The 19,450-nt window shown below is 38.6% G+C and carries 20 protein-coding genes and 1 riboswitch; of the genes, 3 read left to right on the top strand and 17 right to left on the bottom strand.

Going from position 1 to position 19,450, the window contains the following annotated elements:
• Nucleotides 1-210 precede the first annotated feature (210 nt).
• Entirely contained in the window at nt 211-459 is a 249-nt protein-coding gene (locus EM808_RS07645; protein ID WP_127737585.1) for a ferredoxin, read from the top strand.
• Nucleotides 460-500: 41 nt separating this feature from the next.
• On the opposite strand, the gene EM808_RS07640 is transcribed toward EM808_RS07645, so the two are convergent.
• The 13 genes from EM808_RS07640 to EM808_RS07580 form a co-directional block, all read right to left on the bottom strand.
• The gene (locus EM808_RS07640) at nt 501-1,091 is read right to left on the bottom strand and encodes an ECF transporter S component (RefSeq protein ID WP_127737584.1); all 591 of its coding nucleotides are present in this window, start codon (nt 1,089-1,091) and stop codon (nt 501-503) included.
• 165 nt (nt 1,092-1,256) lie between these two features.
• Nucleotides 1,257-1,389: riboswitch (FMN riboswitch) on the bottom strand.
• Nucleotides 1,390-1,543: 154 nt separating this feature from the next.
• Nucleotides 1,544-2,437: a M23 family metallopeptidase gene (locus EM808_RS07635; protein ID WP_127737583.1), complete on the bottom strand. Its 894-nt coding sequence runs from the start codon at nt 2,435-2,437 to the stop codon at nt 1,544-1,546.
• A 330-nt stretch (nt 2,438-2,767) separates the two neighbouring features.
• Nucleotides 2,768-3,961, bottom strand: coding sequence for a hypothetical protein (locus EM808_RS07630; protein WP_127737582.1), 1,194 nt, complete (start codon nt 3,959-3,961; stop codon nt 2,768-2,770).
• Nucleotides 3,936-4,484, bottom strand: coding sequence for an RNA polymerase sigma factor SigX (gene sigX / locus EM808_RS07625; RefSeq protein WP_127737581.1), 549 nt, complete (start codon nt 4,482-4,484; stop codon nt 3,936-3,938). Before sigX ends, EM808_RS07630 begins: the two co-directional genes overlap by 26 nt.
• 227 nt (nt 4,485-4,711) lie before the next feature.
• Nucleotides 4,712-6,478 carry an ATP-binding protein gene (locus EM808_RS07620; protein ID WP_127737580.1) on the bottom strand — a complete coding sequence of 589 codons (1,767 nt, stop codon included), beginning with the start codon at nt 6,476-6,478 and terminating at the stop codon, nt 4,712-4,714.
• Nucleotides 6,475-7,191: a response regulator transcription factor gene (locus EM808_RS07615; RefSeq protein WP_127737579.1), complete on the bottom strand. Its 717-nt coding sequence runs from the start codon at nt 7,189-7,191 to the stop codon at nt 6,475-6,477. The genes EM808_RS07620 and EM808_RS07615 overlap by 4 nt, the downstream gene beginning before the upstream one ends.
• Nucleotides 7,192-7,413: 222 nt before the next feature.
• On the bottom strand, nt 7,414-8,139 hold the full coding sequence (locus tag EM808_RS07610; protein WP_127737578.1) for a pseudouridine synthase: 726 nt from the start codon (nt 8,137-8,139) through the stop codon (nt 7,414-7,416).
• A 171-nt stretch (nt 8,140-8,310) separates the two neighbouring features.
• The gene (locus tag EM808_RS07605) at nt 8,311-8,844 is read right to left on the bottom strand and encodes a spore maturation protein (protein WP_127737919.1); all 534 of its coding nucleotides are present in this window, start codon (nt 8,842-8,844) and stop codon (nt 8,311-8,313) included.
• A 7-nt stretch (nt 8,845-8,851) separates the two neighbouring features.
• Complete coding sequence (locus EM808_RS07600; protein ID WP_127737577.1) at nt 8,852-9,439, bottom strand: nucleoside recognition domain-containing protein; 588 nt, start codon at nt 9,437-9,439, stop codon at nt 8,852-8,854.
• Nucleotides 9,432-10,577: a D-alanyl-D-alanine carboxypeptidase family protein gene (locus EM808_RS07595; RefSeq protein ID WP_127737576.1), complete on the bottom strand. Its 1,146-nt coding sequence runs from the start codon at nt 10,575-10,577 to the stop codon at nt 9,432-9,434. Before EM808_RS07595 ends, EM808_RS07600 begins: the two co-directional genes overlap by 8 nt.
• A gap of 417 nt (nt 10,578-10,994) precedes the next feature.
• Nucleotides 10,995-11,888, bottom strand: a complete 894-nt coding sequence (locus tag EM808_RS07590; RefSeq protein WP_127737575.1) for a superoxide dismutase — start codon at nt 11,886-11,888, stop codon at nt 10,995-10,997.
• A gap of 146 nt (nt 11,889-12,034) precedes the next feature.
• Nucleotides 12,035-12,613: an SMC-Scp complex subunit ScpB gene (gene scpB, locus EM808_RS07585; RefSeq protein WP_182103042.1), complete on the bottom strand. Its 579-nt coding sequence runs from the start codon at nt 12,611-12,613 to the stop codon at nt 12,035-12,037.
• Nucleotides 12,613-13,374, bottom strand: a complete 762-nt coding sequence (locus EM808_RS07580) for a segregation/condensation protein A (protein WP_285093673.1) — start codon at nt 13,372-13,374, stop codon at nt 12,613-12,615. The genes scpB and EM808_RS07580 overlap by 1 nt, the downstream gene beginning before the upstream one ends.
• A gap of 192 nt (nt 13,375-13,566) precedes the next feature.
• Here EM808_RS07580 and EM808_RS07575 point away from each other — a divergent pair, with 192 nt between their 5' ends.
• Complete coding sequence (locus EM808_RS07575) at nt 13,567-14,088, top strand: DUF309 domain-containing protein (protein ID WP_127737572.1); 522 nt, start codon at nt 13,567-13,569, stop codon at nt 14,086-14,088.
• 49 nt (nt 14,089-14,137) lie between these two features.
• Here the strand turns inward: EM808_RS07575 and EM808_RS07570 are convergent, their stop codons facing one another.
• Nucleotides 14,138-14,506, bottom strand: coding sequence for a GNAT family N-acetyltransferase (locus tag EM808_RS07570; protein WP_127737571.1), 369 nt, complete (start codon nt 14,504-14,506; stop codon nt 14,138-14,140).
• Between the two features lie 447 nt (nt 14,507-14,953).
• Here EM808_RS07570 and EM808_RS07565 point away from each other — a divergent pair, with 447 nt between their 5' ends.
• On the top strand, nt 14,954-15,820 hold the full coding sequence (locus tag EM808_RS07565; RefSeq protein WP_127737570.1) for a DUF1002 domain-containing protein: 867 nt from the start codon (nt 14,954-14,956) through the stop codon (nt 15,818-15,820).
• A gap of 40 nt (nt 15,821-15,860) precedes the next feature.
• On the opposite strand, the gene lysA is transcribed toward EM808_RS07565, so the two are convergent.
• The 3 genes from lysA to spoVAEA all read right to left on the bottom strand — a co-directional run bounded on the left by lysA (nt 15,861) and on the right by spoVAEA (nt 19,428).
• Nucleotides 15,861-17,186 (bottom strand): diaminopimelate decarboxylase, encoded by a 1,326-nt coding sequence (gene lysA, locus EM808_RS07560; protein WP_127737569.1) that lies wholly within the window; start codon nt 17,184-17,186, stop codon nt 15,861-15,863.
• Nucleotides 17,187-17,363: 177 nt separating this feature from the next.
• A complete protein-coding gene (locus EM808_RS07555) occupies nt 17,364-18,866 on the bottom strand; it encodes a spore germination protein (protein ID WP_127737568.1) in 1,503 nt (500 codons plus the stop codon).
• Nucleotides 18,856-19,428, bottom strand: a complete 573-nt coding sequence (gene spoVAEA / locus EM808_RS07550; RefSeq protein ID WP_127737567.1) for a stage V sporulation protein SpoVABEA — start codon at nt 19,426-19,428, stop codon at nt 18,856-18,858. The genes EM808_RS07555 and spoVAEA overlap by 11 nt, the downstream gene beginning before the upstream one ends.
• Nucleotides 19,429-19,450 lie beyond the last annotated feature (22 nt).

Raw genomic sequence — 19,450 nt, 5'->3', positions numbered from 1 at the left:
ATGAAAACAACACAGAGAGGTAAACTTGGTGACAATATGAAGGAGGTTACTGGAGGATTTGCATAATTACAATACTTTATTCCTTTATATTGGTCTTTTTTATTGAAAAGTTATACATTCAGTTTTACAATAAGGAATGGATAGTAAAGATGTAGCGTTTTTTATATATGCATATTACTTAACAAAGAATACTGGAGGTTTTTACGACTCATGGCAAAATATACGATTGTTGATAAAGATACATGCATTGCTTGTGGTGCATGTGGAGCTGCAGCTCCTGATATCTATGATTATGATGATGAAGGTTTGGCATTCGTGATGCTTGATGATAACGAAGGTACAGTAGAGGTTCCTGAAGTGTTACTTGACGATATGCTTGATGCATTTGAAGGCTGCCCTACAGATTCCATTAAAGTAGCTGACGAACCGTTCGAAGGCGACGCATTAAAATACGAATAAAAAAAAGCAAAAAGAGATTTTTTCTCTTTTTGCTTTTTTATTTATGCAACTCTTCGATATTGTGCCTGCTTGGTAATCCACACTTTCATTTTCGCATATATGATCATAAATAATCCTGATACAATAATGCCTTTTACCAGGTTAAACGGCAAAATAAGTGAGATTATATAGCCGCGCATTTCGGCAGAGGACATTGGGTCAATTGCCATTAGCTTCATATAAACCGGAAGCAGTACAAAATAATTGAATACACTCAGAGCAACACTCATTACAAGTACACTTGAGATTAATCCCACGACCATACCCTGTTTTGATTTAAATTTATTATAAATAAAGTATGCAGGAAGGATAAAGGCAGTACCAGCAATAAAATTCGCTATATGGCCTACAGGAATCCCTGTTTCACTGCTCATTACAAAATAGTCTAGAATGTTTTTAATTAGTTCCACTAATATCCCAGCAACCGGACCGAGTATCAACGCCGTAATCAATGCCGGTAAATCACTGAAATCCAATTTTAAAAAGGTCGGAAATACCGGTAGCGGGAATTGGACAAGCATAAGCACAAAGGAAAGGCTGCTCATCATCCCAATTAATACAAATTTTCTTACATTCATCTTTTTTCTATTCATTTCTACTCTCTCCCTTTAGGATCCATCAGCCTAAGAAGAGAGATTCAGCAATTTTGTTAATGCATGCCAAATAAAAACCTCAAGCAATCTAAGCTTGAGGGAGCATTTAAAGGCACACTTAACAAACGTTCTAACTATTATTTTTCGAACGATTGATTGCAGAACCTCCATCTTCTCCCATCCAGACTTTACTGTCGGTTTTGGATTTACACCAAATCAGCCTAACGAATAGGCTCGCGGACTTAGAACTATGTTCCTCACCGCCGGTCGGGAATTTCACCCTGCCCCGAAGATAGATCAATATTTTTTTTACTTCTTCATTATACATAAGAAATACTACTTTGAAAAGAACAATGCTTACCACATATTGCGATAAGTTTACTAAGATAAAAAAACAAGCGTAATATACAGATATAATGGACTAAAATAAGCAAAAAACTTTATGTATATACTTACTCATAGTAGGTAGTAAAAGGTGCACCAATATTTCTTACCTTTCCCTGCTGCTCCTCATTGAACTGCTGAATACTTATGCTTTTAGGAGCTTGGAGCGCAGGAAGCTCTCCAAGAATTTTGCTTATTTCATTTTCTTTTATGTAGTAAATTGCTTTTTTATATGGAACTTGCCCCAACTCAGGATCATAGTCAACCGGTTCTTCTACAGTAATTTCCAATGTTTCTGGTTTTGCCTTTTCGATTTTTGTTGCTTTTTCTTTTTCTTCCGCTTCGCTTTTTTTCTCATTTTCAGCTTTTGTCGTCATATCCTTTTCCACTTGTTTTCTTTTGGCTTCAGCAGCTTCCTGTCTTGCTGGCTTTGCTGCAGCCTCGACTGTCTGTCCCACTTCGGCATCTCCTAATGCGAGTATTGGATTAATGGCATTCTCCTTTGTTACCGTCCATTCTTTCTCGTGAATTTCAAAGTGCAAATGGACTCCAGAAGACCTTCCTGTATTGCCCATTTTCCCGATTATATCTCCCATTTCCACTTTTTGTTTTTCCACAACTAGTCGTTCATTTAAATGAGCGTAGACTGTTTCTAACCCATTTTCGTGCTTTATGAAAATCACATTTCCATAGCTTTGGGAATAATAGGATTTTACAACTAATCCTTTGTCTACAGCATAAACAGAAGCTCCTAAGTCTCCTGCAATGTCAATTCCCTTATGATCGCCATTTCTCGTATTAAAGGTATCTGAAATCATCCCTTCACTTGGCCAAGTCCATCCTTTTGTTCGTTCAGACAGTGAAGGTGATTGTGCCTCTGAAGCTTTGCCGCCTAAAAACAACAAGCTGACAAACAGAAGCATTATTGCAGCTATGAGCAGCCGTCTGATAAAGTCTCCCATCGTATCCTCCTTTTCCCGTAATCCGGGTCAATGCCAAACTTTTCGTCTATGCATTTTAGTTGATTTAAGAAGATTTGCTTACCTAATTTACTATTAAATTCGAAAGTTTCTCTTTCACCATATGAGTACATGTTTAGTCTTAGAACTGACATAGTCATCCTGCTCAGAAAGTAGCAACCATTTACATACGAGTATTTTCCTACTTTTCTTTAGGCAAATTCAAATGTTAGTATGGATTAAGTTCCCTAAAACCATGCACCTTTTTTTCTCTTGGTTAACAGCTGTACAAAAAAAAGCCCCAGCAATTTTGCTAGAGCTTTAATTAATTATTTATTCAGCTATTTCCTTTTTATTTGCCGCGACAGGAACGCTAATATCTTCATCCATTGTGAATTTCCCTATTTGTTCAAGCTTGGCATTTTCAAATTTAACCGTTTTAAACTCAAAATCCTTCGCTGTAAGCAAAATCGTTTCAATTGCTCTTACTGTATGTTTATCTTCGGCAAGGGTGCTGTCATTTGAAAAATGCAGCACTAATTCATTTTCTTCCGTATTCTTAATAATTTTATCAAAGGAGATATTTTCTGGAATAGACGCAGACAGCCCATATTCTGGAATATCCTTGCTCATATTACTAATTGCTGTCTCAATATCATGATATGGCGCTTCCCACGGAACATAAAGGGCAGTATCATTATCTTTTGAATCAGATAAGAGGAAATATCCTCTGTTTTCAAGTGGTTGATAATCCATTTCGGTTAATTCACGGTTGCCGACAACTACTCCGTTTTGTCCATTCTGTTTGAACTCCATTTTTTTTGCACCGATAGATTCTAGCTGCTGATACACAATAGAGTTCAGGAAGTTATCAGAACCGAAAGAACCAAGTGAGGTAATATCATCCGAGAAGTCAATAATGACCGTTTTATTTTCTGTGTCATAATCGACCTTTCCGTTGAAAGGATAATAATTTTCAAGTCCCCAAGCATTTTCATTTATGACATCCATGTACTTTTTATATAAGTCAAATTTCGATAGGTTTTCAGGATTATCCACTAATATGCTGACAGGTACTGCTACCTGGACATTTTTATCCGGAATTGGGTATGTGAGCAGTTCCTTGTTCCCGACATCCTCCTGATAGACAGCTTCCGTTATTAAAGGGTTACTCGTCTGCTGTTTTTGTATTTCATCAGCCTGCCCCTTCATCTGATAAGACGATGAGTTTTCTAAATCTCTGTCTTCGCTAATCGCTATATATTCACTTTTTTCCATTTTAGAAGAATCACTTAAAGAATAATTGCTGTTATTTGGACGGAAAAAGCTTTCACCTATAACGATGCAAAGCAGAAGGGCAAACACGGAGGCCATCGCCGGCATTAGCCAAGGACGGCGGGGCCTGTATTTTGTTTTGCCTGCCTCTATTCTTTGATAGATGACTTTTGGATCTCGTTCATCCTTAATAGAGGGAAATTGCCCTAAGAGGCTTTTCAGCTGCTCATCGCTCCAATTGTTTTTTTTCATTGTATTCCTCCTCTCTGCTCCATTCCTCCATATGCTTCTTTAATGCTTTCAGAGCACGATGCTGGGTTGTTTTCACCTTGCTCTCTGTCCAGCCGAGAGTTTCTGCTGTTTCAATGATGGAGCGCTCTTGGATATAACGAAGGATAATGACCATTTTTTGGTCAAGTGTACATACCTTCAACACTTTATATAGGTGTTGGACTTCTTCAGACAGTATGGCCAATTCCTCTGGCAACGAGTCATCTGCTTTGATTTGCTGCTTTGACCAATCAAACTTCTCCATAATTCTGTCTTTCCAGTTTTTATGCTTGCGGAAATGGTCGATCGCAACATTTCGCGCAATACTAAAAAGCCACGTCTTTTCTGCACTTTTCCCTTCAAAACGATCGTAAGATTTTAAGACGCGTATATAAACCTCCTGCATCAAATCCTCTGCTGTTTCTTTATGGCTGACCATATAAAATAAAAATTGAAAAACGTCATGATGATATTTTTTATACAGTTCATCAAAAACGGAGTCCATCAGTTTCTCCTCCCCGTTTATAAAATTAGTCGTAATTAATTTTCTAATCGTTACGGTTTTTTTTATATTTATATTATTTTTTATGTATTTCCCCATTGTTTTTAGGAATTTCCCCATTGTTTTTAGGAATTTCCCCAAAACAAAAAGGAAGGAATCCATCCTTCCTTATGTTCTATTATATTAAATTGTTTCTTGTGAATCAAGAAGAATCGGCAACATCTCTAAATTTATTCAACATTTCGTGGCAAAAAGATAAAAAATGTCGTTCCTTGCCCGTATTTGCTCGTCACAGAAATATGGCCATTATGTGCCTCAATGATATTTTTGGCAATTGCTAAGCCTAACCCAGTGCCTGAGCTGCCTCTCGTCCTTGCCTTATCTGCTTTATAAAACCGTTCGAATATATAAGGCAGATCCTCTTCCTTAATTCCTACACCACTATCTTGTATATCCAAATAAATCCCGACATCGTCCGACTTTGCTTTTAATGTAACTTTACCGTTTTCTTGCGTATGCCTGATACAATTATCAAGAATATTTGTGACAACCTGCTCCATTTTATCAACATCCATGGTAAATGGCTTCATATCCTCTTGAATATCCATCGTCATGTCGATATTTTTTTCTTTTGCAACCGCATTAAATTTCCTGGAAACTCGATGGAAGAAGGAGGTCATTTCAACAGATTCAAGCATCAGCTCTAGATGCCCTGCCTCCATCCTCGCCAAATCAAGCAGCTCATTGACAAGGCGGCCCATTCTAAGTGATTCATCATAAATAATCTGGGCCATTTCTTGTTTTTCTTCCTCCGACTGAGCAATATTATCTACAATTGCTTCACTATAGCCCTGAAGCATGCTGATAGGTGTTCGCAATTCATGGGACACATTTGCGATAAAATCATTTCTCAGCTTGTCCAGCTTCCTCTCCTCTGTCATATCCCTTATAACAGCAATCGCCCCTCTTATTTGGTCTTGATTATAAAGAGGACTTACAATGATAACCCATGATTTATGAGACAGCTTCATTTCAGCAATTTGCTCTTCTCCTGTGCCGATGGCCATCTGAAAAAGCTCCTTTACCTCATCTGGAACTTGCTCTTGTAATGGCTCACTGCTTCCTTGTTCATAATGCCAGTATTGAAGAAATCTTTCAGCAGGAGGATTTGTTATTAGCAAGCTGCCATTTTTATTAAAGGTCAGCACACCATCTGCCATGCCACTTAATATATTGCCAAGCTGTTCCTTTTCCTGGCTTAATGCATTCACATTGAAGTTAAGCCGTTTTGCCATTTGGTTAAAGGCAATGGAAAGTTCCCCAATTTCATCCTGAGACCATATCGGAACAGTTGTTTCAAAATTCCCCCTTGCAAGCTCCATCGCAGCCTCTCTCATTTTGCGGAGAGGAGCCGTAATCCTTGTAAGTAAAAAGAACGCAAAAATGGTTGTAAGAATGATGGCAACAACTGCTGCTAACACGATAAATTTTGTTGTCGAGTTTTTTGTATCATTAAGGACAGACAAATTTTGAAAAACATAAATGGCGCCAACAGCTTTATGATCCTTTAAGATTGGGACGGCGCTGATGGTAACCTCGATTTCGTCATTCGTCCCGCTATCCCTTAGTTTAATCGTCTTAATAGTCTGCTTATTTGTCGTAATTGCAGTCTTTAAATCCTGGCGAGCTAGTGCAGACTCTAGGGTCTCCTTGCTATACTCACTATCAGGAGAAATGGCGGTGTTACCTTCTGTCACAATGGCAGCTGCAGCAGATTCATCCAAAAGCTCCCAGACGATATCCATCCCGATATCTGGATGCTGTTCGAGAATGCTTGACGCTTTAACTGCATTGCTAGTAAGCTCTTTTTTCGATAATTCCATATGATATTGCTCAAAATATTCTAGGAGCATAACAGTAAGGATGATTAATACAACAGTAATCAGCAGTAAAAAAGTAAACCAAAGCTTAAATACAACACTTCTCCAAAACATCATCCATTGCTAACCTCAAACTTGTAACCTACACCCCAAACTGTAACAATCATCCGGGCAGCATCCTCTGATACTTTATTAAGCTTTTCTCTTAAACGCTTAACATGTGTGTCAACTGTTCGCAAATCACCGAAAAAGTCATAATGCCATACTTCCTTCAAAAGCAGCTCCCTGTCATATACTTTATCAGGAGACCTTGCAAGAAAATACAATAGCTCATACTCTTTCGGGGTCAAGCTGACCTCCCTGCCATTTGCCAATACACGGTGTGCATCATTGTCAATAGTTAATGCCGGAAATACTATCATGTCTTTTGCGACAGGTTCACTTTGGACAAAAGCTGCTGGAGACGATCTTCTTAAAAGAGCCTTCACCCTCAAAATAACTTCCCTTGGGCTAAAGGGTTTAACGATATAATCATCTGTACCTGCTTCAAAGCCTTGAACTCTATTAATTTCTTCTCCTTTAGCTGTAAGCATAATGACAGGTGTCGCTTTTTTCTCCCGCAGCTCCTTGCAAACCTCCATCCCATCCTTACCAGGCATCATCAAATCGAGTAAAATAATATCATAATCAACAGAAAGAGCTTTTTTTAATGCAGTTTCGCCGTCAGCTGCTTCTTCTACAATAAAATCCTCCCTTTCGAGATACATTTTCAAAAGCCTTCTAATTCTCTCCTCATCGTCTACAACAAGAATTTTTATTTCCTTTTCCATTTGAATATCCTCCTAACAACACTTCTATCCTATTTAATGGAAGCATGCATTTGTCCATGTTCCGTTATGCGCAGACTGTTTTTTAAAATAAACAAAATCCCAAAGACGGTTATGTATCAATGGGATTAGGAACAAAAACTATATGGTCATTATATCATTTTAATGTTGCAGATATTGTAATCATCCACATTGTTCTGTGAACGTTTTATGAAATTTTATTTGTTATCTCTTCTTATTTGCTTCTGTGCGAAGCAGCTTTACTTCATGTGCCGTCAGTTCTCGTGCATCCCCTGGAGTTAAGCCATTCAAATTCAAGAATGAGTATCTTTCCCTTTTCAGTTTTAAGACAGGTGTTCCAATTGCTTCAAACATCCGACGTACTTGGCGGTTTCTGCCTTCGTGAATCTTCAGCTCAACAATAGATGTTCCTTTTTTCTTATCTACTGATAATACTTTAGCTTTTGCAGGTGCCGTTTTACCGTCTTCAAGCATCACACCTTTTTCCAATAGCTTAATTTTTTCTCGCATTGGAATGCCTTTGATTTTCGCCACATATACCTTTTCCACTTCGCCTTTAGGATGCATCATCGTGTTGGCAAATTCGCCGTCATTTGTCATCAAAATAATCCCGGATGTATCATAATCAAGACGGCCAATTGGATATATCCTAGCCGGTATTTCAGAAAAGTAGTCTGTTACAACCTTTCTGCCTTTATCATCATTCACGCTCGAAATGACGCCGCGCGGCTTGTACAGAATAAAGTAAACAGGTTCTTCTCTTTCAATCGGAACTCCATTCACTTCGATTTTATCATTTGAACCAACCTTCACGCCTAATTCCTTGACAACTTTTCCATTTACAGTAACTCTTCCATCTTGTATTAATTCTTCTGCTTTTCTTCGTGATGCTATCCCAGCATGAGCAATTACCTTTTGCAGTCTTTCCATCTATGTTTCACCTCATTAAATTCATCAAACAGGACAATAACGTTATATTTTTCTGTTATCTTATGAATTATGACATAAGTTTGCCCATTTTCAAAGGAAAGTTCTATAAAAACCAGGAAGAATATCATCATTTTGCCGAAAATAAAAAAAAACTCCGAGAAAATCGGAGAATTATCTTCCAAACATTAATGTCACTACGACGACGGCTGCAACAAATCCAACAAGGTCTGCAAGTAAGCCTACCTTAAGTGCATCGCCCATTTTTTTTATGCCAACAGCACCAAAGTAAACGGTCAGTACATAAAAGGTTGTATCTGTACTTCCTTGTATAGTCGCTGCCAATCTGCCAATATAAGAATCAGCACCATATGTGGCAATTAAGTCGCTTGTCATCCCTAAGGCTGCATTTCCAGAAATAGGACGAATAAATGCTAGAGGAGCGACCTCTGATGGAACTCCAAAAAAATCCAAGGCAGGCTTTAAAAAGCCCATAAAAAACTCCAATGCTCCTGACGCCCGAAATACAGAAATGGCCACAAGCATCCCGACTAAAAAGGGAATAATAGAAAAAGCCATTGAAATTCCCTCTTTACCACCTTCTACAAAGCTTTCATATGTCGGAACACGCTTGTACGTCCCATAAAGGAGAATAAAGCAAATTAAAGAAGGAATCATCCAAACGGATAAAAGTGATATAATTTGCATCATGAATTCATCCTCTTTTCATTCTTCGATAATAAAAATAACGATCGATTAATATACCGCTTATTGCTGAAAAGATGGTTGCAATTAATGTTGGCCCAACAATATCTGTTGGAGAAGCTGCATTGTAATTAATGCGAATGGCAATAACAGTCGTTGGAATTAAGGTAATGCTGGAGGTATTCAACGCCAAAAAAGTAATCATGCTGTTGCTTGCATTATTTTTGCCGCCATTTAACTTTTTCAGTTCCTCCATCGCCTTAATTCCTAAAGGGGTAGCTGCATTGCCTAAGCCAAAAATATTAGCGATCATATTGGACAGGATATACCCCATTGCAGGATGATCCTTCGGCACCTCTGGGAATAGCTTTGTCACAAAAGGACGGAACAAATTGGTAAGCTTTTTTAACAGACCAGCCTGTTCGGCAATCTTCATCATACCAAGCCAAAAGACAAGGACACTTATCAATCCAATACAAATAGTGACCGCTTCTTTCGCACCAGAAAACACCGCTTTATTCACTTCGTCAATTGTGCCGTTAAAAATTGCAAACACAATTCCAATCACAGTAAGCAGCACCCAGATGATATTAACCATCCTTCTCTACTCCCATAACTGCTAAAAACATACTTTTAAAATGATCAAAAAAGCTTTTATTTTTTTTCACCTTGGTATGTTCATAATAAATAGCAGTACTATCAACTAGCTTGTCATCTAAATAAATTTCCGCATTTCCAACAATATCAGGAACATTTTGCTCCTGCTTTTTCCAATCACCCTTAACCTTTGACAGCTTGTATTTAACCTCGAGCCCCTCTTCCTCTTTAGCGGTGATTGGATATGCTATATCCTCTTTAACATAAAGCTTGTTTTTATAAAAGGAGTCTTTCGTTTTCACCTTGCCCTTTTCTAACACTAATGCCATTTTATATTCCTTAAACGCTGATTCATACATATTAATATGGTCATCCCAGTCATCAGGATCATTTAAGGTAACGGCAATCAGCTCTACCCCATCCTTTTCAGCTGTTGATACGAGCGTTCTTTTCGCTAATTTTGTGAAGCCTGTTTTCCCTCCGGTTGTGTACTCATAAAGACCTGTAAGCAGCTTGTTTTTATTTTTCCAAACACGGTCCCAGTCCCCATCAGGATCTTCTGAACGGTATTTTTCCGTTCCCGCTATTTTTTTGTACATGTCATTTTCCATTGCATACCTTGTTAACAATGCCATGTCATATGCTGTGGAATAATGGTTTTCATGATCATCCAATCCATGCGGATTTTCGAAGTTTGTATCCTTCATCCCAATTTCTTCTGCTTTTTGCTTCATTAAATAAACGAATCCATCTAAACTCCCGCCCACATATTCGGCAATTGCTGTAGCTGCATCATTTCCAGAGCGCAGCATTAACCCGTATACCAAATCTTCCAGCGGAATTTTATCGCCCGCCTTTAAATAAATGGAGGAGCCTTCCGTTCTGACCGCATTCTCACTTATTGTCACCATATCATTCATTTTTCCCGACTCAATAGCAAGAATGGCTGTCATGATTTTGGTTATGCTGGCAATTCTTCTTTGAGTGTGCGCATCCTTTTCGTAAATAACTCGTCCTGATTCCTGCTCCATCAAGATGGCACTGTTAGCACTGACATAGATTTTTGCACTTGCGTTTTGTGGAAGCGTCAGCAATAGCAATACAGCGATGCAAGATAGGATTAGATTCTTTGATTTCATATAACACTACCTCGTCTCCTTATATGGTTTGTACATACTTATGCAGGACAAGCGGGCTTATGACAAAATGAGTAAACTTTAACAGTATGACATGCAGTCTGCTAAAAAAAGCGAGGCTGGGACAAAACAAAAGATAATCTTTCTAAACAAGAATAAAAATGAAGCACTTGCCTAAATAGAATATGGGTTTAAAATTAGTTCGGTTCATTGCGCGCTCGTCCTCGCCTGCGGGGTCTAAAGCGTCCTCTATTTCCCGCAGGAGTCAAGTGTCCTCCGCTCCATTCCACTAAGATTTCAATCATTGTATTAAAATTAAAAAACACAATAAACCGAACCATTTAATCGTTGGGTTGATTAAATAGTTCGGTTTTTAAACAGATTCACATACTTATGTCCCAGCGTCGTTTATGGCTAAAATTAATACGGTCGCCATTTTAAATCACTCGCTTTAAGGAATCTTTCCTCTACATCCTTCCAATTGACGATTTTCCACCAATTACTGATATAATCTGCCCGATTATTTTTATACTGCAAATAATACGCATGCTCCCATACATCAAGAGCAAGCAAGGGAATCGTATCCCATTGTGTCAGCAGCATATGCCTTTCAGATTGAAGTATTTCTAAATGGCGCGCTCGCGGTGACCACACTAAAATTGCCCAGCCAACACCTTCAACTGCTTTTGCAGCTTCCGTAAAATGGTGCTTGAAAGCATCATAGCTGCCAAAATAGTCTTTAATCGCTTCAAGCAGCATTCCCTTTGGTTCACCGCCCCCATTCGGACTCATATTATTCCAAAAAATTGTATGCAAATAATGTCCTGATCCGTGGAAAGCAAGCTCTCTGGACCAATGCTTCACAAGCTCAAACTTCCGGTCCTTCCTTGCTTGGACGAGCATATTTTCTGCTTTATTCAACCCATCCACATAGGATTGGTGATGTTTTGTATGATGAAGCCTCATAATCTCCTCGTTTATGTAAGGCTCTAATGCATTATATGCATATGGGAGAGAAGGCAATCTGTGACCGCCTGCAGGTACAGTCGGCTCATTGACAAATATTGTCCCTAATTGCTGTCTTTGTTTAAAGTAGCCTTCCATTTCATCCTGCAGCTCTTCCGCTTTATGCTGGATTTTGATCAATTCTTCTGTATCTATCGGCTTGCGCTGGACGGTTTCCATTAAGGATGTAAACTTATCAAGGCTTTTCCAAATTTCATCACTTCTTTGAATATTCTCTGTTTCTAAAAAGTCCTTCAATTCCTTATTCCAGACTAACACATCTTTTACATATTCATTGTAGCTGCTCATTGGTTAAAAAAACCCCTTTTCACTCAGTTTATACACAATATGAAAGAGAGAGAGGGAACATGTTTAAAATATGAAAAAACAGCCAAATCTGCAATGCAAAAAAAAGACTGTACTAGAAGCATAGCCCTCCTAGTACAGTCTAACCGCTAATCCTCCAATTGCTGGAATGATTCAAAAAATAAATCAGCTTCTTCTTGTTTGAATTCCTCTTCTTTTTCTGCAAGTACTGGAAGTTCATCTAGGTCCTTGAGTCCAAAATGATCTAAAAACTCCTTCGTTGTGCCATACAATATGGCTCTACCTGCTCCTTCTGCCCTGCCAACTTCTTTAATCAGCGCTTTAGCGGAAAGGGTATGCAATGGTCTTTCTGTTTTTACACCGCGAATTTCTTCTATTTCCGCTCTTGTTATCGGCTGTTTATAAGCAATAATCGCAAGTGTTTCTAAAGCAGCCTGTGATAAGGTGGATGCATGGGGAGATTCAACAAGCTTTTTCAAATACACAGAGTGTTCCTTTTTTGTAGCAAGCTGGAACGTGCCCGCTATTTCTACAATTGAAATCCCCCTATCTTGATCCTTTCCGTAATCCTCCATTAATTCCCTTGTTATCTGTTCTGCTTCAAATTGCTCTACATTCAGGACATGTGCCAACTGCTTGACTGTAAGACCTTCATCCCCTGCAGCAAATAACAGACTCTCAATAATACCTTTCCAATTTGTAACCATCAAAATCCTTCCTCTTCCTTTCCAACCACAAATATATCTGCAAAATTATGTTCTTGTTCAACAAATAACGTCTGACGCTTCATCAATTCCAACACCGCAAGAAAAGTCACGACAATATGGGTTTTATCATGTACAGGAAAAAGCTCTTCAAAATGGATTCTGCCTCGTTTGCTTTTAATGAAATGAAGGATTTCCTCCATTCTGCTTTCTATCGGAATTTCCTGTCTCGTTATTTTCGTTGCTAGCGGCGCCTGCAGTTTTTTTCTGCGCATCAGCTTTTGAAAGGCTGCCAGCATATCATATAAAGAAACATCCAGCTCACTTTTTGCTGATTCTTCTGCAGCTTGGGCATAATCGGACAAATCACTAGGAGGTTTTGTGAAAATCAAGCCTCTTTCCAGCTCCATTTCCTTTAAATCACCAGCTGCTTCCTTATATTTGCGATATTCTACAAGCCTTTCAATTAAGTCCTCTCTTGTGTCTTCCTCATGCTCGTAAACAAGATCATTGTCAAGCAGCTCTTCATCATATTTAGGCAGCAGCATTTTACTTTTTATGGCTAGAAGCGTTGCGGCCATAACTAAAAATTCACTGGCAATATCAAGCTGAAGCACAGACATTGCATGAATATATTCTAAATATTGCTCTGTAATTTCTGCGACGTTTATATCGTATATATCAATTTCTAATTTATTTATTAAATGCAGTAACAAGTCCAACGGACCTTCAAAGCTATCAATTTTTACATTATATTGCATTATATCTCACCAAAATCCTAATAAAATAACATCAAAGTCTTTCCTATGCTAGTATAAGTATAGATGATTCGACAAAGTTATCCAATAATAAATTATACCAAGTGATTAAATAAGGGGATTAGAAGACTTTTATGTCTTCCTTTAGACACAGTATAATAATTATTAGCTAATTCGTTTGGAAAGGAGCAAGTGTTGGTGTATCCACATGAATATATTGAGTATTTGGGGCATTTCCATGGAGATCAGGATTTTTTTGAGTGCCACGAGATTCTAGAGGAATATTGGAAGGAGGTCGACCCGGGCAATAAAGACTCTATTTGGGTTGCCTTTATCCTTTTAGCTGTATCCTGCTATCACCATCGTCGAGGAAACTTTCGTGGTGCCGACAAAACATTAGAGAAAGCAACCAGCATGTTTCACCGCGGTGACTGGAACTGGCATGACTTCGGACTTGATAAGGCATTATTGCTCGAAAGAATGGATCAAAGACAGCTAGATATTAGGAATCAACTTGCTTATATCCCTTTCATTCTGCCAATCAATGCTAAGTCCTTAGAGCTGGAATGTGTGAAATGGTGTCAATCTGTTGGAATGGAGTGGCAGTCCTCTCATATTCCATTAGATGATATAATCCATCGTCATTTGACACGAGACAGAACAGAAGTAATAAATGAAAGAACCGCTGCCATCGAGGAACGGAAAAACCGCATTGATTAGTGTAACAGCAAAAAACCCCTAACCACTTTTCTGGTTAGGGGCTTATTTATTACGAATTAAGATTTTCCTCCATATTCATACATTTAGAAAGAAACCCTACAGTCAATTCGTTTGCTTCTATTTTTTTGTTGGTATATTGTGACTTAATTGCTTGCACCATTGCTTTTCCAACACCTTGATGCCTATGCGAAGGATTAACGGATATATGCTGAATGCTGATACTCGTCTCATCCTCAAAAATGATACCGATCAGACCGATAATGTCCTCTTCTTCCTTCCATAAAAAAAGCTGCCAATTTTCATTAGCCTCGTATTGTTTAATCGTTTGCTGGAGCACCTTTAAATCTTTTTCAGCTGGCATAAAAGAAAGCAGGCCCATTGCAATTTTCTCAAAAGACTTTTTATAACGAATAATCATTTGTATCCCTCATTATTATTAAAGCATATTTACCTGTAAGTTTTCCCATAATGGATTGTTTCCAAACAATATTCTATTCTAAATATGAAGAAACCGGCACTAGTATGAAAAAATCGCCTTATAGCATAATTTATCTTACTTTGGCGAAACCTGTTATAGATACTATCATACATAAATTATGGATAATCTTCAATGAAAATATTATAAGGATAAAGTAACATTAGAAATTCTGTGTCCTTTTCCCTATTGATTGGAAATATTCCATATAGCATCTCTCACTATAATAGTATGCTAAAACAATTCATTCAGCTACTATTTTTATTTCACATCTTTTCGATTATAATAGCTAAGGAAAATCTCACCAAATAGGCGTTTATAAGGGGATAAGGAAACTTTTTTATTGATCGACACGTCTATATGCATAGAACTACATTAGGAGGAACACAGATGAACAGAAAAAAATGGGCTGTGCTAGTCTTATCACTTTTGCTTCTGCTCCCTATTCGCGCATTTGCAGATGCAGCTACTGGCGATATGATTATTACGTTAGGAGCAAACCTGACAGAGGAACAGAAAAAATTGCTGTTAACCGAAATGAAGGCCCCTGATGACGCGGAAATCATTACTGTCACAAATGAAGAAGAACATAAATATTTAGGAAGCTACATATCGAAACGATTAATTGGCACAAAAGCCATTTCTTCCTCTGCAATAACCATTGCAGATGCTGGAAGCGGAATAAATGTAGAAACGAAAAACATTAATTGGGTTACAGATGAAATGTACATCAATGCGCTTATTACAGCAGGTGTTAAAGATGCAGACATTTATGTGACAGCACCAATTCAGGTTTCAGGAACAGCGGCACTCACTGGAATTATTAAAGCATACGAGGTGTCCACAGACACTAAAATACCTGAAGAAGTAAAGCAGGCTGCCAACGAGGAAATGGTGGAAACTGCTAATCTTGGGGAAGAAATCGGTACAGATAAAGCTTCCGCTTTAATGGCAAAAATCAAAGAAAAGATAGCCGAAAACAAGCCGTCAACTGATGCAGAGCTTCAAAAAATTATTGATGATGCTGCAAACGACTTAAACATTACTTTAACAGATGCCCAAAAGCAAACATTAATGGATTTCTTCAATAAACTAAAAGATTTGGATATCAATTGGAATCAAGTTGGCGATCAGCTGCAGGACGCAAAGGATAAATTCAATGCTTTTATTGAAAGCGAGGAAGGGCAAGGCTTTCTTGCAAAAGTGAAGGAATTTTTCGCAAGTATTGTAGATGCTATTAAATCATTTTTCTCTTAATACACAAATAAAGGAAGTGCTAAAAAGCACTTCCTTTATTTTATTTTTTCAACGTTGCTTTTTCCTTAAGCGGCAAATCAAGACGCACGATGTCCTCATATGTCTCTCTTTTCACAACAAGGACTGCTTCTTTATTTTCAACAAACACTACTGGAGGTTTTGGGATGCGATTATAATTATTCGCCATCGAATATCCGTATGCCCCTGTACAAAATACTGCTAAAATATCTTGATCATTTGCTTTTGGCAATGGCAGGTTCCAAATAAGCATATCTCCGGACTCACAGCATTTACCTGCAATAGACACGGTTTCTTCTGCTTCCATCAAAGGTTTATTCGCCAACACTGCTTCATATTTAGCATCATAAAGTGCAGGTCTAATATTATCTGTCATTCCGCCATCAATCGCTAAATACTGGCGAACGTCCGGAACTTCTTTTCTAGATCCGATTTTATAAAGCGTTGTCCCAGCATCTCCAACAAGAGAGCGGCCAGGTTCAATCCAAATTTCAGGCATATTCATGCCGAACTGCTTCATATTCTTCTCAACCTCTGTAATAATCTCTTCGACATACTCTGAAGGCTGAATAGGCTGATCTTCATTTGTGTATCTGATACCGAATCCTCCGCCAAGGTTGAGAACCTTTGTTTCATAGCCATGGGCCTGTTTCCATTGATGAAGCGTTTCAATTATCTTTTTGGCAGCAAGAACAAAACCTGTTGTTTCAAAGATTTGCGAGCCGATATGACAATGCAGCCCTAACAGCTCTAGATTTGGAGAATCCATTGCTTTAAGCAAGGCTTCCTCTGCTTGTCCATTTTGCAGACCAAATCCAAATTTAGAATCCTCTTGTCCTGTCAGGATGTAGTCATGTGTATGTGCTTCAATTCCAGGTGTTACACGAAGTAGAATTGCCATCTTGCTGTTTTTCTGTTCGCAAAGCTCTTGCAACAGAGTCAGCTCATAAAAATTATCTACTACAATACAGCCAATATTATGCTCTATTGCCATCAATAGCTCTTCTTTGCTTTTATTATTGCCATGGAAGTGAATTCTCTCCATAGGGAATCCTGCGGCAATTGCCGTATAAAGCTCTCCGCCGGATACTACATCAAGAGACAGCCCCTCTTCATTGGCAAGCTGAACCATCGCAATGGTTGAAAATGCTTTACTTGCATAAGCAACTTGTGCAGGGATTCCGCGTTTTGCAAATGTATCCTTAAACCCTCTCGCTCTTTCTCTAATAAGCGCAACATCATATACATATACTGGTGTTCCGAATTCTTCGACTATTTTTACTGTATCAACGCCGCCAATCTCCAAATGCCCAGCTTCGTTCACACTAGAAGTTCCATAATAATGCATATATCCCCCTCGATTCTCCCTAAGATAGATACTAAAGGCTAAGATGAAAATAAGAAACAAGCAGACAGTTCACCTTTCGAACTGTCTGCTTTAACGTCCAATTTATTTAACAGCCTACTTGATTAAACAAATGTATCATAAATATACCCAATTCTCAATCCTCTTTTTATTGGGATTTTATTTGTTCCGATCTTGTGCATGAGCATGGCTCGGTCTCAATTTACTTCCTGGAACCGTTCTGCGAATTAGGATATTAGCAAGTGCCTTCGGATAAAACGGGATGAATGGCCATAAATACGGAACATTCAATGTACGCAAGCTTGCTAAGAACAGAACATACAGCGTACAGCCGACAACAAATCCTGGCGTATGGAATATCGCAACTAAGATTAAAAGTATAAATCGCACAAGCTTGTTAGCAATCCCTAATTCATAACTTGGTGTCGCAAAATTCCCGATTGCTGCAACAGACACATAAAGGATAACTTCTGGTACGAACAAGCCGACATCAATTGCGATTTGGCCGATCATAACGGCCGCGATTAACCCCATTGCTGTTGACAGTGGTGTCGGTGTATGAATGGCGGCTATCCTCAGGAATTCCAATCCTAAATCAGCAATAAATAACTGAACGATGATTGGCAAGTGGGTACGTTCTGTCGGTCCGATAAAAGCAAGTTTTTCCGGCAGAAGTGACGGCTCAAGTGTTACAAGAAACCATAATGGCAAGAAAAACAAGGATGCGATAACACCCAAAAAACGGACCCACCGTACAAATGTCCCAACCATCGGAGCTTGTCTGTATTCCTCTGCATGCTGCAAATGATGAAAAAAGGTAGCAGGTGTAATAATAACACTCGGTGATGTATCCACGTAAATAACTACATGCCCCTCAAGCAAATGATTGGCAGTAACGTCAGCTCTTTCTGTGTATCGAACGAGCGGATATGGATTATAACCTTGCTTTAGCAAAAATTCCTCAATTGTCTTATCTGCCATTGATATACCATCAACGTCAATGTTCTCTAATTCCTTTTTAATAATGTCTACAAGGTCAGGGTCAGCAATGTCCCTAATATAGCCTATCGCCACATCTGTTTTTGAGCGTTCGCCGACCTTCAAGATTTCAAACCTCAGCCGCTCATCACGGATTCTTCTTCTTGTGATGGCTGTATTGATAATAATATTTTCAACAAAGCCATCCCTTGAGCCTCTGATTACTTTTTCTGTATCTGGTTCTTGCGGGGTTCTGCCAGGATAGCTCCGCACATCAATGGCAAGTCCTTGATTATAGCCTTCCATTACTGCGACAATAAGCCCTGATAACACCTGATCAACTAGTTCGTCCATTTTTTCAAGCGGCTGCACTTGATGATGAACAAGCTGGTTTTCAATAATTTTGAAGAAATCTTCTGATTGATGAACCCGTTCCTCATCATTTAAAAATAACAGCTGTTCTAAAAGATTAGAAATGATCACACTATCAACTAACCCGTTAACATAGTAAACATTTACTTCATGATGGAGTACAGAGATTTTCCTTACTCCAAGGTCAAAGCTTACGCCTAAACCAACCCGATCCTGCATGTACTTCTCAACATCTGTTAGCTTTTTAAATATGGTCGTCATTTCTTTTGTTTCCTTGCTCTTTTTTTCCTTATCCTTTGTTTCATTGCTCATTAAAACCACTTCTTTCTAAAATATATTCCACTGCTTTTCGTGTAATAGGTGCACCTTTTTCATAGGAATCACGTTTTCCCATCTTGCCGATATCACCAATACCTACAATCAATGGCAAATGGAGACTATCAAGGCTGTAAACTGTATCGCCGCTCATTCTTCCTATCTCATATTCCGGAATCCCTAGTTTATCAACCCCGTATGGAGTTAGGTTGCCATCCTGGTCAATTGCTACATCAATTCTTGTCCATTCTTCTCTTCTTGTCCTGCTAGCAACAGCAATTACCCCAAGCACCTCAACATCCTTATGTGCTGCTATGTATTTTAACGCTGTCTCACCGGCCCCTTCTCCAACAAACCCGCTGTCATCAAACATTACTAATACAGGATCTTGCTTTGCTTTTTTTATTAAGCTCAAAATTTCAGGACCGCTATGGCTTGATGGATTGCCAAATGACGTGGATATACAGCGGCCCCCAACTTCCTTGGCCACCATTTCCACAGCTCTTTTGGCATATTCGTCTCCATCTGTTATCAAAATGACTTTTCTTTTTGTACCCATCTGCATTTTCCTTTCTTTTTAG

Source organism: Niallia taxi, assembly GCF_004005475.1.
Lineage (GTDB): Bacteria > Bacillota > Bacilli > Bacillales > Cytobacillaceae > Niallia > Niallia taxi.
The sequence above is the reverse complement of the archived record's forward strand: the minus strand, read 5'-3'. Positions and strand labels throughout refer to the sequence as shown.